18 protein-coding genes are annotated in these 13,687 nt (G+C 38.9%); all 18 read right to left on the bottom strand.

The window, feature by feature from the left end:
* Positions 1–116: 116 nt before the first annotated feature.
* Positions 117–1,322 (bottom strand): hypothetical protein, encoded by a 1,206-nt coding sequence (locus tag ACU6P3_RS33380; RefSeq protein WP_447198370.1) that lies wholly within the window; start codon positions 1,320–1,322, stop codon positions 117–119.
* Between the two features lie 44 nt (positions 1,323–1,366).
* Complete coding sequence (locus ACU6P3_RS33375) at positions 1,367–1,792, bottom strand: hypothetical protein (RefSeq protein ID WP_447198369.1); 426 nt, start codon at positions 1,790–1,792, stop codon at positions 1,367–1,369.
* 3 nt (positions 1,793–1,795) lie between these two features.
* Entirely contained in the window at positions 1,796–2,104 is a 309-nt protein-coding gene (locus ACU6P3_RS33370; RefSeq protein WP_447198368.1) for a hypothetical protein, read from the bottom strand.
* The gene (locus tag ACU6P3_RS33365; RefSeq protein ID WP_447198367.1) at positions 2,104–2,370 is read right to left on the bottom strand and encodes a hypothetical protein; all 267 of its coding nucleotides are present in this window, start codon (positions 2,368–2,370) and stop codon (positions 2,104–2,106) included. Before ACU6P3_RS33365 ends, ACU6P3_RS33370 begins: the two co-directional genes overlap by 1 nt.
* Positions 2,371–4,071, bottom strand: a complete 1,701-nt coding sequence (locus ACU6P3_RS33360; RefSeq protein WP_447198366.1) for a hypothetical protein — start codon at positions 4,069–4,071, stop codon at positions 2,371–2,373.
* Positions 4,061–4,732: a phage adaptor protein gene (locus ACU6P3_RS33355; RefSeq protein ID WP_447198365.1), complete on the bottom strand. Its 672-nt coding sequence runs from the start codon at positions 4,730–4,732 to the stop codon at positions 4,061–4,063. The genes ACU6P3_RS33360 and ACU6P3_RS33355 overlap by 11 nt, the downstream gene beginning before the upstream one ends.
* On the bottom strand, positions 4,686–5,153 hold the full coding sequence (locus ACU6P3_RS33350) for a hypothetical protein (RefSeq protein ID WP_447198364.1): 468 nt from the start codon (positions 5,151–5,153) through the stop codon (positions 4,686–4,688). The genes ACU6P3_RS33355 and ACU6P3_RS33350 overlap by 47 nt, the downstream gene beginning before the upstream one ends.
* Positions 5,153–5,641, bottom strand: coding sequence for a hypothetical protein (locus ACU6P3_RS33345; protein ID WP_447198363.1), 489 nt, complete (start codon positions 5,639–5,641; stop codon positions 5,153–5,155). Before ACU6P3_RS33345 ends, ACU6P3_RS33350 begins: the two co-directional genes overlap by 1 nt.
* A 75-nt stretch (positions 5,642–5,716) precedes the next feature.
* Positions 5,717–6,913: a phage major capsid protein gene (locus tag ACU6P3_RS33340; RefSeq protein WP_447198362.1), complete on the bottom strand. Its 1,197-nt coding sequence runs from the start codon at positions 6,911–6,913 to the stop codon at positions 5,717–5,719.
* Between the two features lie 12 nt (positions 6,914–6,925).
* On the bottom strand, positions 6,926–7,678 hold the full coding sequence (locus tag ACU6P3_RS33335; protein WP_447198361.1) for a hypothetical protein: 753 nt from the start codon (positions 7,676–7,678) through the stop codon (positions 6,926–6,928).
* A gap of 53 nt (positions 7,679–7,731) precedes the next feature.
* On the bottom strand, positions 7,732–8,010 hold the full coding sequence (locus tag ACU6P3_RS33330) for a hypothetical protein (RefSeq protein WP_447198360.1): 279 nt from the start codon (positions 8,008–8,010) through the stop codon (positions 7,732–7,734).
* 161 nt (positions 8,011–8,171) lie between these two features.
* Positions 8,172–8,438 (bottom strand): hypothetical protein, encoded by a 267-nt coding sequence (locus tag ACU6P3_RS33325; RefSeq protein ID WP_447198359.1) that lies wholly within the window; start codon positions 8,436–8,438, stop codon positions 8,172–8,174.
* A complete protein-coding gene (locus ACU6P3_RS33320) occupies positions 8,413–10,506 on the bottom strand; it encodes a portal protein (protein ID WP_447198358.1) in 2,094 nt (697 codons plus the stop codon). Before ACU6P3_RS33320 ends, ACU6P3_RS33325 begins: the two co-directional genes overlap by 26 nt.
* A 12-nt stretch (positions 10,507–10,518) precedes the next feature.
* On the bottom strand, positions 10,519–10,716 hold the full coding sequence (locus ACU6P3_RS33315; protein ID WP_447198357.1) for a hypothetical protein: 198 nt from the start codon (positions 10,714–10,716) through the stop codon (positions 10,519–10,521).
* Positions 10,679–11,164 carry a hypothetical protein gene (locus ACU6P3_RS33310; RefSeq protein ID WP_447198356.1) on the bottom strand — a complete coding sequence of 162 codons (486 nt, stop codon included), beginning with the start codon at positions 11,162–11,164 and terminating at the stop codon, positions 10,679–10,681. Before ACU6P3_RS33310 ends, ACU6P3_RS33315 begins: the two co-directional genes overlap by 38 nt.
* Positions 11,151–11,492, bottom strand: coding sequence for a hypothetical protein (locus ACU6P3_RS33305; protein ID WP_447198355.1), 342 nt, complete (start codon positions 11,490–11,492; stop codon positions 11,151–11,153). Before ACU6P3_RS33305 ends, ACU6P3_RS33310 begins: the two co-directional genes overlap by 14 nt.
* Positions 11,485–13,014, bottom strand: a complete 1,530-nt coding sequence (locus ACU6P3_RS33300) for a terminase large subunit domain-containing protein (protein ID WP_447198354.1) — start codon at positions 13,012–13,014, stop codon at positions 11,485–11,487. The genes ACU6P3_RS33305 and ACU6P3_RS33300 overlap by 8 nt, the downstream gene beginning before the upstream one ends.
* On the bottom strand, positions 13,004–13,633 hold the full coding sequence (locus ACU6P3_RS33295; protein ID WP_447198353.1) for a hypothetical protein: 630 nt from the start codon (positions 13,631–13,633) through the stop codon (positions 13,004–13,006). Before ACU6P3_RS33295 ends, ACU6P3_RS33300 begins: the two co-directional genes overlap by 11 nt.
* Positions 13,634–13,687 lie beyond the last annotated feature (54 nt).

Here is a 13,687-nt window from a genome sequence, read left to right as displayed (position 1 = left end):
GAATAGATTCTATAGCTGTAGGGGTAATACCGTGATCTGTAATAATACCTATAGCTACTTGACAGATAATAATTACAGCACCTAGCCATGCAATGGGTTCCTTTGAAAAATTCATTTTACTTCAACTTCCCCATGTAGGCCAGCAATGCATTAATTGCATTATTCATGTCATAGTCACTAAATGTAGGGTTAGACAACGGTGTATTCGGATTACCTTCTTGCATACGTCGACGAAGCATATCAGTAAGGTATTCAGGAGTTACGTCCAAATTTACAGGATTGCCATAAGAATCCTTCATATCCTGACTCTGGTATTTCCCTGCTACAGCTTCAGGACTTCCCATTACATCATTAAGAGCTTCCATGATTGCTTTAGACGAGAAGGAATCGCTAGGACCGTACATTTCACCTAGGTAATTACTAGCTCCGGAAGGCCCATTAGTACCTTTGAAAAGTTGATCCGGTTTAGACTCTCGTGCATTCTTCTGCTGCATCTCTTGCATCTTAAGCTGAAGATTAAATAGATCCATCAATTGATCGTATTGTGTACTTTCTTGCTCCTGAATTCTTTCAGCATCTTGCTGTTGTAGTTGAGCCAACATAGCTTGAATAGCAGACTCTTTACTAGACCTAAGTCCAGTTAGTTTACTACCAGCAGTTTGCATATAATCTTCAAGCTGAGCACCAATATCCGCTGCTGTATTAACCCCAGCAAGACGTGTATTATCAGAAGACTGTCGATTATAACTTACATCTGAATTCTTCATTTCAGATAGCATCTGAAGAGCTGCATTTTCATCAAGTTTACTTTGATTCTGAAAATAAGACTGATCATCACTAGCTTGCTGAGTAGCTTCAGGTGTAGCAGCCTGAATGCCTAGTTTTTTATAAAGTTCAGCCTGCTGCTGTGCTTGCTGATTATATTGATCTTTAAGAAGTCCTTGAGTCTGATCATATCGCTGTTCAGTCTCTCTAGAAGCTTGTGCCATTTGATTAGTAATCTCAGGCATTTGTGCAGCAATATCTGTAGCCAAATCGCCGTACATCTTTTTGGCTGTAGCTTGATTTTGCTTACCCCGATTTTCAGTTCTTGCCATCTCAGCTTCAAGCTGTTGAATAAGTGGATCAAATTGAGATCCTGCTGTCCCCGTAGCTTGTTTTAGAAGAACATCCAAAGGTGTTGGATCTACACTAATATTCTGGATTTGCTGCATAAGTTGATCCAGAGGATTAGGTGCAGTATTTTGTGAAGTCTTTTTCTGTTTCTTTACTTGAGCTGCTTTAGATTGTGATGCAGCCTGTCGTCTAATAGCATCTGCCAAAGAGTTAGCAGTACCAGAACTGTCCCACGGACTAGGATTAGCCATTAAATTCCCAACTTAGAAGCGCGACGCCTAAGAGCATCTTGTCTGGCAGCGTCCATTTCAAGCTTAAGTTGCCTAAGAAAGTTAGTTCTTTGCATACCTAGGTCACCCAGTTTATCAGATTGACCTGTTTGCAAATTTTTCATCTTAGCATTAAACTCAGTATTGTAATCTCCCAGAGCTTTAGCAAAAACCCCGGATTTCAGAATACCTCTACCTGCAAAATCATTTTGTTGATCTACCCTATCCTGAGTACCCTGTCTATTCATAGACCGAGTCATCTCAGAATAATCTCGTTTTGTAATTCCAGTCTGACGCTTGTACTGAGATTCATAATCTGATTTAGATTTATTAAAATTAGCTAGTTGCTGTTGATACGTAGTATCTCCAGCTAGCCATTTATCAGAGGCAGACTTCTTTTTGGCCATATCTTACTTCCTCTTTTTGACTGTAATTGTCTTCTTAGTATTAGAGAGCTGGTACGGTATAGCTGCGCCAGAACCAACACCATAATCGGATTTAGTAAACCCTCCTCCAGTCTTAATACTTTGGGTTGTATATGATTTAGTACCACCCTTCTTGGGATCAATACTCTTTATGGTCTTATTTCTAGCATCGTTATTAGCCTTAGCAAGCCTCCTTTTAATAGCTGCTTCCCGCATGGAAATTTCAGTTTTTCTAGGCAATCCAACTTTGATAGGAAGACTAGTTCCTGGCTTAGGCTTAGAAGGGAGAGCCATTAATTAAATACTCCTCTGGAAGTATAACCCATAACGCTGCTGTTCATAGGATTACCTGTATTAGCACCTTTCATTCTACGAAGAATAGCATTCTTCCTAGCTTGTGCTCTATTATCTCTCTCTGCATATCCTTGTGGATTTGCTACAGGGCCTAGATTAGGCATAGACCTCCCTCCCCCATAACGTTTATTACCAGCTGCATATGGGTTAAAAGCTTTCATCCCTGGTGCTGCATTAGGAACTGGTTTATTCCCAAATAGATCCATTTAGTTTACTCCCTTGGGAACAAGTTGCTTAGAACCAACAAAAGCGGTTATAGAATATACATATGCAGGACCATCCGTAGTGTTACCTTTTGTCATCATATCAATTCTAAATTGTAGAAGTCTAAATCTAAGGGATTTAGGAAATCTAACAAATTTAATTTGTTTAGCGGAATCTGAAGTAACTTCTTGAATTGTTCCTGGAATATTGGTAAGAGGGTAGTCCCAAGTATTAAGATCATGCCAATGATATAGCTTTAGTTGATTCCAATTAACTTTATAAGCTACAGAGAATGGAAATAGAGTGCCCGTAACATTACGTCCAGTATAGCAGTCTAGACCCCAATGCATCAAACGTTTAAATCTATGGCTAAGTCCTATATCAAATTGCTTAGTTCTTAGCATAAGTTTAATATCTACAGAAGGAAAGATGCCAGTTACGTTACCATTTTCAATATTTGTAAGATTGTACCTATCTTCAAATTTAAATAGTTTAAAATACATATTCCAATTACTTACAGAACCGGGGCCTTGAGAATCGATACCTTTAGTTAGGGTAGACCCAGCTATGTATGTATCAAAACCTCTACGCAACCCTGTATTTGTATTGTCAAGTCTAACAGGGGGTCCCAAGTATTTGATATTCACGTCTTCGGAATCCCATCGAGTCCATGAACGAAGACGCAGATGATAAATATAGAGTCTATTATAGAATCTTACTATAGCCCTATCTCCTACTATACGTAGCCAAAATGGATATCGCCAACTTTGACCACCAGAAATATATGGAGCGGTATTAGGCAGTGTGTCATCGAATTCAAATTCAAGTTTAACGCTGACTCTGACAAAGTCATAATTAGACATCTCGTATAGTTGATTATATTTAAGTACAAAGACCGAATTTTCATAAACATCTACACATCTACCACCCATAGCCCCAATATCTGTATTAATAACCTGTAGAACTGCTTGAGCAGGTCCTGTATCATATGTTAGCACATAAGTAGCGTTATCTTTGAAAATTATAATATTATCTTGATATACTACCAAATCATTAACTGCATCCCCATCACCAGGGTTAATATCGAAAAAATTAGTACCAGGCCATGATGTAAAAGTAGCTAGATCTGAGAAGAATAGGCGTGAATTTGTAGAGACATTTCTTCGACCACTAATCCACAATCGATCTTTATAGATAACAGAAGCGTATCCAACAGGCATACTTGCAATTACAGTTACCAAACCCCCTGATAGATTGTAAACCACGCCCATGCCAGGAGACTGGATATCAGGAACGAGATACACATTATCAGCATAACGATGAGCTTTACTATGAACTCCATCAGCAATCTTCGCGATAAGTCCTGCATTAGGCCCTTCTACAAAATATATAAAAGAAGCTGGATCTCCATTAACATGCGAACTATTTACAATTACGTATCTATTGCCTTCAAAAGTTCCAGTACCAATAACAATCTGGTATGAATTAGGGGGTGTAGACGTACTCAACGAACTTGTATATTTATTAGCCGCCATAGTACCCCAAGGGGGTCTTGAAGAAAGAGAACCATCTAGACTAATGTCAAAATTAACACAATCTACCAATTCATTATCTGCAATCATAGCAGAGTCAGAATAAGTATTAATACCCCCTGAAAATGGACCAATACGAAGTTCTCTAATTGCTTTAGGGTCAGTAGCCATAAACATCTCCGTACTCAGCATCTTCAGGAAGAGTAGTAATTCTCGGATAATATTCTTGACTGGTCCATTTATTATTATCATTCAATTTCATCATAGTTTCATCAAATTGTCCTTTTTTAAATGAAGCCTTCTGGTAATCCTCATCAAGTTCATAAGCTTGCTTCAAACAAAAATCAACGACTGAATTATGATATTTAAGAGGGATAGTCAATCCATCCGCCAAATTCCCAACAGAATTAGGATATCGGATATAATAAATAGAAAGACCATTAGTGACAGTAGCACTCGGTTTCGGAAAGATAGTAAGCTTCCCCTCCCAAACCATAAAGACTTCAGGTACACTAGCGCCATAACTAAAAACGCTATTATCAGAAGAAAACCCATCTAGATACTCATTGAATTCAGCAAAACTAAGACCCTTAACTCGCAGACCACTTGCCTTAAGACCTCTCAAAACTGAGAGATTAGGTGGCAAATCATACTCTCTCTGATCTTTAATTAGATCAGCACTACCTGTTGTTTCCATCAAACCTTCGTTAGAAGTAACGATTTCATTTTGAGCATCGTTAATCCAACGAATAATATCTAGATCTGTAATCTGCACTCCAGCTTCGTCACCAAATATACGTTTTACTCTTGTAACTACGTCCTCTACGTTCAAAGTCTACTCCATTATGTATAAATGACGATTTCTCATTACGAATAATAGCTGCTGCCAACTCATGATCTTCTTGTCTTTTTTCCTCCATCTCCTTAGCTTTAACAAGTTCTAGAGCATTGTTATAATTATCAATATAACTCAATTTATTTGGGAAGTTTTTTTGATCAGCCTCAAATACTTTAGCAAGTAGCCGCTCATCTGCTTCCTCCCCAGTACATACCAAGTATGCTGGTCGTCCGATAGGGAAACATACAACACGAAAAGCCAAATCCTTAGATGAACGTTTATTCGGCGGAATCCACTGCAATTGCAAGGAGCTGTCATAATCTTGTAGAATCTCATTTATTCTAACCTGTTTCTGACTAACAAAATGACCATCTATGGGGAAGTAGAAATTACCATTAAGAACTCTATCACTCATTAAGATATCCTTGTAGCAACAATAGAAGCTGTATAGACTGCACCTGTAGTAGCTACCACTCCGGATGCTACAGAAATAGGAGCAGCGTTAGGAATGTCTACCCTAATTCTATAAACCCCCAATCCTGTAGCACCAGTAGTACCAGCTACAGGATTAAGAATAGTAGCAATAGCCGTGTTCCCAATCTTAAATTTCATGTTATCTACCTCAAGATTAGCTACAGTGGTACCTCCAATAAATGTCCAGATCTCAATATCCCAAGTACCTGCAACCAAATTAGCTGTAGCTGCAATATTCGCATCTGCACCTGGAGTTGTTACTTTTCCATTTGCAGTACTAGAAGTAACTTCTGTTGCAACAGGTATTGTAACCTGAATTGGGGAAGAGCTACCACTAATACTTCCGGAAGTTCTTAGTGCATAATCCCCTTCTGATAGTTTTACAAAAGCTCCTTGGAATTGTGTATTGATAGATTCTGTACTAGGCATAAATCTCCTAAATAAATAAAAATGGCTACAGGGAGTGTTATACCCCTGTAGCCACTTTAATTTGTGCTATAGGGCTTAGCTCTCAGTAACGTCAAAAATACGTCCATGCGTATTACGTCGGTGAGTACCAAGCTGGTGATACTTATAAAGAGTCGCATCATAAGCATCATAACCGATAACGCGTTGCCACTTAGACCCATCGAGATCCATGAAGGACCAGTCACTCTCTCGATAAATCTTAAGCATCTTTTCATTAATAAAGAACATCTGATTAGGCGGAGCATCTACATCAGTAATAACAGGGATATCCCCATTATCTGTAGTAAATGCTAGCCCACTAAAACCACCTTCAAACTTTGTGGTATTAGTATAGCGCCGAGCCTGCATAAGAAGATTTGCATAACTGCGACGTACGCCAAGGGTAGTAAAGATAGCAGTAGTAGTACCACCTTTACTATAAATCTCATCGCACATAGTGGTCATAAGAGACTCTGAGAGCGCCCTATTAACCCCAGCATTACGGTACATAGTAGATTTCCACTTACTCTCAACTGCGGGATCGATTCCCAAAAGAGGTGAAGTATCATCTACAATCTGCTGAAGTCCAATAATCTCCCGATTAAGAGAACCCTGCCGAACAACAATGTCTCCGGCTACAGTAGCAGTTCCAGGAGCAACATTAAGAACAAAGTTAGTATTCTTAACAATACTCTGAATAGTTACACCACCGGCAGCAGTCTTAAGAGTGCTACCTGTAGAATTATAAATATCTACAACCATACCCTCTTCAAGATACTGGGTATTAGTCATAGGAACTGTTACAGTTGCATTAGCACCAGTAATAGTGCCAACAACGCCTACGGAAGTTCCGTAAACCTGCCTATTAAAATCCTTAGCGAGGTCTGTCTGAACACCATTAATCTCCTGGTCCAGAAGAGACGCAAAGGACTGGTAATTAGTCTTAGCCAAAGCCATACTAGGCCCAGAAAGACGTACAGAACCATAAGCGTATGCAAGTCCTACTTGAGCACGTGCATAACCCTGATTACCCGGAACTGGCAACTGTTCCATTTCAAGTCGGGAACCGATTCCATGGTTACGTCGAACATGAATAGGAAACACTACATATTTACCACCGACTTCAGACCTAACACCTTCTGACGTCTGTTCAATTCTTTTAGACGTCTTCTGATAATTCTGCATCTGGTCTTGAATACGCGGTTCGTAGATTTCCTTAAGAATATTTGTTGCAGTTACAAGAGTAGCGCCCACTAGCCTCCAAGCTTAATCCTGCTGATTTGCCCTTGCCAGCATTTCAGCAACAAGATTACGAGTCTCCTTACCGGAGAGATCTGTCACTTTAATTGCATTAGAGGGAAGACCAGAACCACTACTGCCGGTAGAACCAAGGATATTAGGAGCAAACGACTGAGGAGTTAGCGAATTCTTAAGGTTAACAAACGCCTGAACTGCCTCTTCTCCAGAAGCTCCGCCAAGCATCATTCCAGTTACATATTGCTCATCGAATTCGCCATACTTCTCTTGCAGTTGCTTAAATTCCTGATCAAGTTCCCAGTCCATTTGAGCAGCCTGTTTGGCTTGAGCATCTGCCAGAACAATTTTAGAGACTAGCTCTACACCATTCTGCAATTCAGCAATACGAGGATCTTCCGAGATAGGAGAAGTTTCCTCAGAGCTGGATTCATTTTCAGTAGCTTCAGAAGACTTTCCGAAACTATAAGCGTTAGAGAGAGCGTCATATACATTCTGAGGATTATTATTGATCTCATACATAAGTCTGAGACCTTGTTCAATCTCATCAGAAGTAATACCGTGCTCAACAAAAGGCTTATAAGATTCATAATCCTTCAGAGAAGCATTAACAGATTCAATCCTCTGATTAGCTGCTTCATCCCACTTCTGAAAATGTGGTGTAACTAGTGGATGAAATTCTTCTGGAAGAACACTAAGAGCTTCATCCCAAGCCGGATTAGTTCCGGTAGGCTCACTGTTCGGCTCTTCAGTGGGTGTACTCATTTTTCCCTCTTTATCTAAGCTCGTACCTCTTGGAGGCCCTAAACTTATTTAAATTAAACTACTTCATCCGGTCGCGGAAGTGGTTCGGCAGGATTACCAGAATTACCCTTAGCCTTATTAACTTCAACAACCTTAGCACGAACAAAACAGTCCTTAGCGTCAATAAGATGCTGAAGACCGATAGTTATCTGAGAACTAGATTCTACAGTATTAACAATTTCTTCTGCCGCAGTACCAATAACCCTGGCTACAGAGAAGAGAGGTTCGGGAAGATGATTATAGTTAGTAAGAAAATCCAACTTTTCCTTAATGGCAGGATGCTGATCAGTCACTTAGACTCCTTCTTATCCTTCTTATTCTTCTTATTCTTATCCATACGACGCCGAAGTGCTGCTGCCCTATCTTCTGGAATCTCCTTAAGAAGGGCTTGATTATCCTGTTTGTTAACCATAAGACTATTGTAGAGGAAGCTAGCCCAGCGCGCTAGTCCCAATTATGCACGTGTACCCTGCACATTCATGTAATCGGCAATAGTTTTAGGGTCCTTAATATTACGTACCGCAAATATCATATCATTTACTGACATAGTGTCAAGCATAGAACTTGTATAAGTGACATTGTCGTAAGTAGACAGAACATTACGGAGAGCACTAATAGTTGTATAATCAACAGGCGCAGTAAGCCCTGAAGTATTATTCAAACCTTTAATAGCACTAATAAAACTAGCATCTACACTAATACCCAACTGATTCTGGGCCATTAGAAGGTACTCCTCCCTGTTGCTGAGATTCCATCTCTATTTGTGCAGGATCACCCGATGCAGCTTCACCAGAAGTAATTGCACCTTCTGGTGCTGGCATTCCAGGAATCATACCCAATGCCATCATGTGTTGATTAACATGTTCTTCAAATAGATCCTTAAGACGTTGTGGCAATTGTTCGTACTCTTGACCCTTACGATAATTATTGTGTACTTGAATATGAATCTGATGATTATCAAAAGTATTTACAGGAACAATAAGAGGTGGTGCAGTAGGATTACCCATTGTATCTGTAAGAGGTTGACCTGAATTGGGATCAACAAGAGTTGGTGCACCTGTCATAGGGTCGGGAGCACCTTGGAAAGTTTGAAGATATATACTCATATCTTCGTCTGTAACGGTACTCATCTTCATATTTTCACGAGTAGCTTGAGCACTATCAATCTGAATCTCTTCATAAAGCCTCTGTACTCCGCCAACTTCCATAAGCTCTAGACCCTTTTCAGGCGGAATAAATCCGTTATTCATAAGATCCATAAGCAAAGCTTGCTTAGCAGCTTTAGAAGTCGGAAGAGCTGAGCCAGCTTCTACACGAATATCAGTATTATCACCAATAGAAGACCCAACAAAAGAAAGAACATTAAATTGATTATCACGGCCAACAACTTTAACTGTCCTAGGAGTATTCCAAAATTGCTTAACATAACACAGAGTTTGAAAACCTATTTTCTCAAATCCTTCTTCAATACTATTAAAAGTTGTCGAAAGCATAGACTCATCTTGTTCTTGAAGAAAACTAATTGCAGTAGCAGCAGTTACGCCAGGTGGAACCTGTCCTTTAGACACCTGATGCTGTCCACTAATATCTTCAAAATCCTGTAGCAATCTCTGGAGTTCTTCGATTACATAAGGAGGAAGATTCTGCAAAGGCATAGGTTCAGGTTTAGGAAAACCCAGCTTATAAAGAATAGTCTGACCCGGTTCAGTAGTAATCTTAGATGCATCAATAGAACCCTCAGCAGCCAAAAGCTGCGGATGACTCATTTTATTCTTAGCTTCTACGATTTGACCACGAGTTCTGTTGTATTCTCGTTGAATAGAAATTAGATCATTAATAACTGAATCAGAATAAAAACGTCCATTAGGTATATGGTCAAATTTTACATAAGGATATTGCTGATGAAGATACGGATTACCTTTTACAAACTGAACAATGTTATCACCAATGATAGTATACATACCACCTTCAGGCATAAATTCTACCTGACCAGGCTTAATCCATACTTCGTAACAAAGAACTGCATTTCTCTGAAAATCTACAGCGCCAATTAGTTGAAGAAAACTATCATTTAGAATATCGTTAGCTTCCATTACATTGGGTTCTACTTTAAGATCAGGGTAGTTAGCTTTAACCCATTCTAGTGTTTTAGTTTGAATATGTATTACGTAAGGTTGATCTTCAATATCAGTACAAAGCATATCAGGTATAAACAAGTGAAATGGGGTGATAGTTTCATAACAAAAATCACCAGGATTACCTTGTTTATCTCGCTTATTAGGATCCCAATACGTTTTCATAAATCCAACACCTGTAGTCAACATCCACAGAGCAGATTTAGAAAAAGTAGATTTAATCTTCTTTTCTCTATATACAGAATCCCAAATTTGCTCACCTGCTTGAGCAGCTGCCAAATCTCTATCTTCCCCTGTAGCAGGAACGATAGTAGCTGTAGGCTTTTGAGCAGTAAGCTTAGCAAGTTCTGTACGTATAATAGGTCTAATTCTATTAATAACGGGACGAGATCGATAATAAGGAGCAGGTGGAATATAAAGCCTAACTCCAGCATTCATGCCAGCGGCAGTTGTAGGTACTTGTGATACATTCTGCCTACCTACATAAAAAGCAAGATTAAGATACCATTGCCGTTCTACTTGCTGTCGAAGAGTTTTACAACGTTGATGAGATGATTTAGTCCAAGCTATAATTTTGTTATGAAAGTCTTTTTGTTTAGACGCATTAGTAAGTTGATCAATATCTACATCATTAAAGCTACGCTCTTTCTCCACCTGCCTCCTTTCTTATTTGAATTCCTCAAGTCCACCAAAATCCATAATAGCATCATCTGGATTATCATAAGCAGCTCTAGGATCCATTCCTTGCTGCTTATATTCTTCAGCAATATATTGCGCTATGGACTGATCATCCCCAGCAACAAATTCTTTGGCTACAGGGGGATGTTCATTTGTCAGAGTTTGGATTGTTGAAAATGTCGTCAAGTCCTTCGAGACTAGCAAATTCGAATGATTCTGAATCATCTTCATCTGATTGTTTACTAGTTTCATCAGATGATTTTGACTTCTCCAGAACAGATACAGAACTGTTCCCAGAGTTGATCCCAGAATCAATACTAGTGCTATCAGGACGTAGAGCAAAGAGGGCATCCTCTACTTTAGAATATTTATTAATTAGATGATTATGGTCAATCTGTAGCTTTCTATATTCCTTATGAAGATCCTCAAAACTTTCCATAGGAATAAAATTAAGAAGTTTAGCCAATTCAGTAACACATGGCGTACATATATAAATTACACCGTAGTACTCTACTTCTTTATTAAAATCAATAAACTTTCTATCATCAATATCCGCTGTACTACAGGAAACACATATTCCAGGAGCTATAACTGGGGTATTAACTATACTAAATCTAGAATCACTTTCGGTCATCTTCGAAATCTTCCATTGTAAAGAGATCATCTTCTTCATTATTGTCATCCGGAGATGTACTATTAGGTTCCTCAATACCTGAACCAGGCTCGTCCGGAATAACCTCTCCTGGTTCAATAAACTCAATCTGAGTTACTTTAGAAGGTACCGAACCAGAAGGCGGCATCTGAGGAAATCGAGGATGATGAACAGCAATCATAGGTTCGCGCTGTTCGATACGAGCAACCCTATCTTCCTTCTTCTGGGCTTCTACTTCATCAAGAAACGGATTAGTAGAAGCTGCTCCGAGGGTCTTATTCTTCCAAATTTCAGGATCAAGTTCACTCATCGTTTAGTACAACCTTCCAATCTGTTTTAGGTCGTCCAAGAGATTCAGGAGTTAGATTAGGATCCACAAAAGTCCTAGCCATACTCCTAGCAGAATTGCCACCAATCGAAGGTAGTTCCACCGATTTAGTAGGCGGATCCACGGGCTTACGTAGTTCTGGAAGAAACGAGAAAAAATATCTAGCAGAGTCACAAGCGTGATCATCCTTTTTATGGATTTGGTCATAAGGATTATTTTGTGACTGTTGTTTTTTAGATGCCCAAGTCTTCCATCGCAGCCTTTGAATCTCTCTAAGTAGATTAGCACAGTTTGCGGTAATAAGCCAGTTAGGTTTACCGTCAGAAGCAAAATCCAAATATTGATTAACTTTAGCCACGCCAGTCAACATATCATTATTGCCAAGAACCAAACCTATTCCACGCATAGCATATTCAGTCTGGATAGAAGTTCCTGTTACAGCCTGTCTCTGTCCTAGAGCAGGGTCACATATTTTAAGATATGGAATTCGTCCATGCATCTTATCTCTAGTTTTAATAACTTCAGCATGATAATCAATAGTTTGTTCAGATTCATAGTGTTCATCAAATGTAATCACACGATTATCTTGATCTACTATATGCCAAAGCACCGCAGTTGGATTATTAAAACCATGGTCTAGGGACATATACCATGCGTAATTATTTCCAATAAATTCTTTAGGATCTATAACATCTATAACATGAGTCTCAAACTTAAATTTCTTATAGACTAGACCACCCATTTGGACAAATTTACCTTGCCCTCTGGCTTTTCTACTATCTTCATCCAAAGATCCGAGATATTCTTTAATCTGTTCTTTATCTAGATATGGGTTTTCGGCCATATCCACTTCTACTACATCAATCTGTTTACTTCCTGTAATACCCGGCATATAAAGAGTATCGTAAATCCATGTCATACCTTCTACAGGTGTCATAGTAATCCAAGAACGACCTTTACGGTCGATCAATCGAGCTTGACATTCATCATAAATAGCTTTTGGTGGTTCTTCATCATAATGAATAAAATCTCGACTAGTCCCTGCAAATTTTTCAACATCCTGTTCATAACTCATAAGTTCAACGGTAGAACCATTTTCAAAATTAAGAATTTTCAGACCAGCATCATAAGCAGAAAACCAACTGCCACCCCTAAGCTGGCTAGGAGGTATCCACTGTTTAAGTTGGGGAATAATAATTTGAGCAATACCGTAAGAAAAGTCGACACAAACAATACGACCAGCAATAGGTCTGTCAGGAAGTTTATAATCCGGATGTTTGCGAGTAAGCCATCTAATATCCTCTACAATACCACCAGTAGTTTTACCAGAACGGTTTCCTCCAATATAAAGTCTTACTTTCTTCTGAGATTTATGGAATTTCTTCTGTTTCTCATGAGGTCTATACGAATTGATATCAGGAGCATAGGCTAGCTTAGAAAGATTATCAGACATCTCTTTCATAACATCCTGAAGAGATGTAATTTTCCTTTCTTTACGCGCCATAATAAAAACCTTCAGAATTTGGATACGTTAGCCCATCAAGCCAAATATTTTGAGATAGTCCATTGCCTGTATTAAAAAATCTAAATGAAGTATACCCATCACTACGCATAAATATTCTTCCACCAACATACCCTGTTTTACCTGCACCACCTGTAACAGGACTAATAGCTAGGGTATGCATAAAATTCATATTAGGTTTAAGACCATCTGGAAGAAATTTAAGTATAGCAATAGAACTGGCTGGAGTAATACCAGGATTATTAGACATAATAACCCCTCTCCAATGGCACTGACCTTTACTATCCAAAGCTATTTGAAATTTAAAGGTAGGATGTAGAGAGAATCCTGAGTCTTCCATACAACTAGATGGAACTGTAACCCATGGACTCAACATAGTTTGAATAGGACGCCAATGCCAACCCCAAGTAGAGCTTTTCGCTACAAGAAGGTAATTACTTGGATATGTCAAACTAGCAACAGGGTCATCTCTAAATACTCTATCTCCAATTTCATAATTTCCAGACTGTGGTAGTGAATTACCAGCGGGGATTACTGTAATATTGTTACGATTCTCTATCTTCTTAAAATTATCTGTAATATTCTTTTTAATAGCTGACATGGAGTCTTTACCTTGAGGTAGGAAGAATCCATAATTAGATGTAGGTGGTGTTGT

The organism is Streptomyces hebeiensis (assembly GCF_052983195.1).
The sequence above is the reverse complement of the archived record's forward strand: the minus strand, read 5'-3'. Positions and strand labels throughout refer to the sequence as shown.

What these genes read in the sequence shown, in the direction of transcription:
- ACU6P3_RS33375 (WP_447198369.1), bottom strand. Translation starts at nt 1,792, where the DNA reads ATGGCCAAAAAGAAGTCTGCCTCTGATAAATGGCTAGCTGGAGATACT.
- ACU6P3_RS33370 (WP_447198368.1), bottom strand. Translation starts at nt 2,104, where the DNA reads ATGGCTCTCCCTTCTAAGCCTAAGCCAGGAACTAGTCTTCCTATCAAA.
- ACU6P3_RS33365 (WP_447198367.1), bottom strand. Translation starts at nt 2,370, where the DNA reads ATGGATCTATTTGGGAATAAACCAGTTCCTAATGCAGCACCAGGGATG.
- ACU6P3_RS33360 (WP_447198366.1), bottom strand. Translation starts at nt 4,071, where the DNA reads ATGGCTACTGACCCTAAAGCAATTAGAGAACTTCGTATTGGTCCATTT.
- ACU6P3_RS33350 (WP_447198364.1), bottom strand. Translation starts at nt 5,153, where the DNA reads ATGAGTGATAGAGTTCTTAATGGTAATTTCTACTTCCCCATAGATGGT.
- ACU6P3_RS33345 (WP_447198363.1), bottom strand. Translation starts at nt 5,641, where the DNA reads ATGCCTAGTACAGAATCTATCAATACACAATTCCAAGGAGCTTTTGTA.
- ACU6P3_RS33335 (WP_447198361.1), bottom strand. Translation starts at nt 7,678, where the DNA reads ATGAGTACACCCACTGAAGAGCCGAACAGTGAGCCTACCGGAACTAAT.
- ACU6P3_RS33325 (WP_447198359.1), bottom strand. Translation starts at nt 8,438, where the DNA reads ATGGCCCAGAATCAGTTGGGTATTAGTGTAGATGCTAGTTTTATTAGT.
- ACU6P3_RS33310 (WP_447198356.1), bottom strand. Translation starts at nt 11,164, where the DNA reads ATGACCGAAAGTGATTCTAGATTTAGTATAGTTAATACCCCAGTTATA.
- ACU6P3_RS33305 (WP_447198355.1), bottom strand. Translation starts at nt 11,492, where the DNA reads ATGAGTGAACTTGATCCTGAAATTTGGAAGAATAAGACCCTCGGAGCA.
- ACU6P3_RS33300 (WP_447198354.1), bottom strand. Translation starts at nt 13,014, where the DNA reads ATGGCGCGTAAAGAAAGGAAAATTACATCTCTTCAGGATGTTATGAAA.
- ACU6P3_RS33295 (WP_447198353.1), bottom strand. Translation starts at nt 13,633, where the DNA reads ATGTCAGCTATTAAAAAGAATATTACAGATAATTTTAAGAAGATAGAG.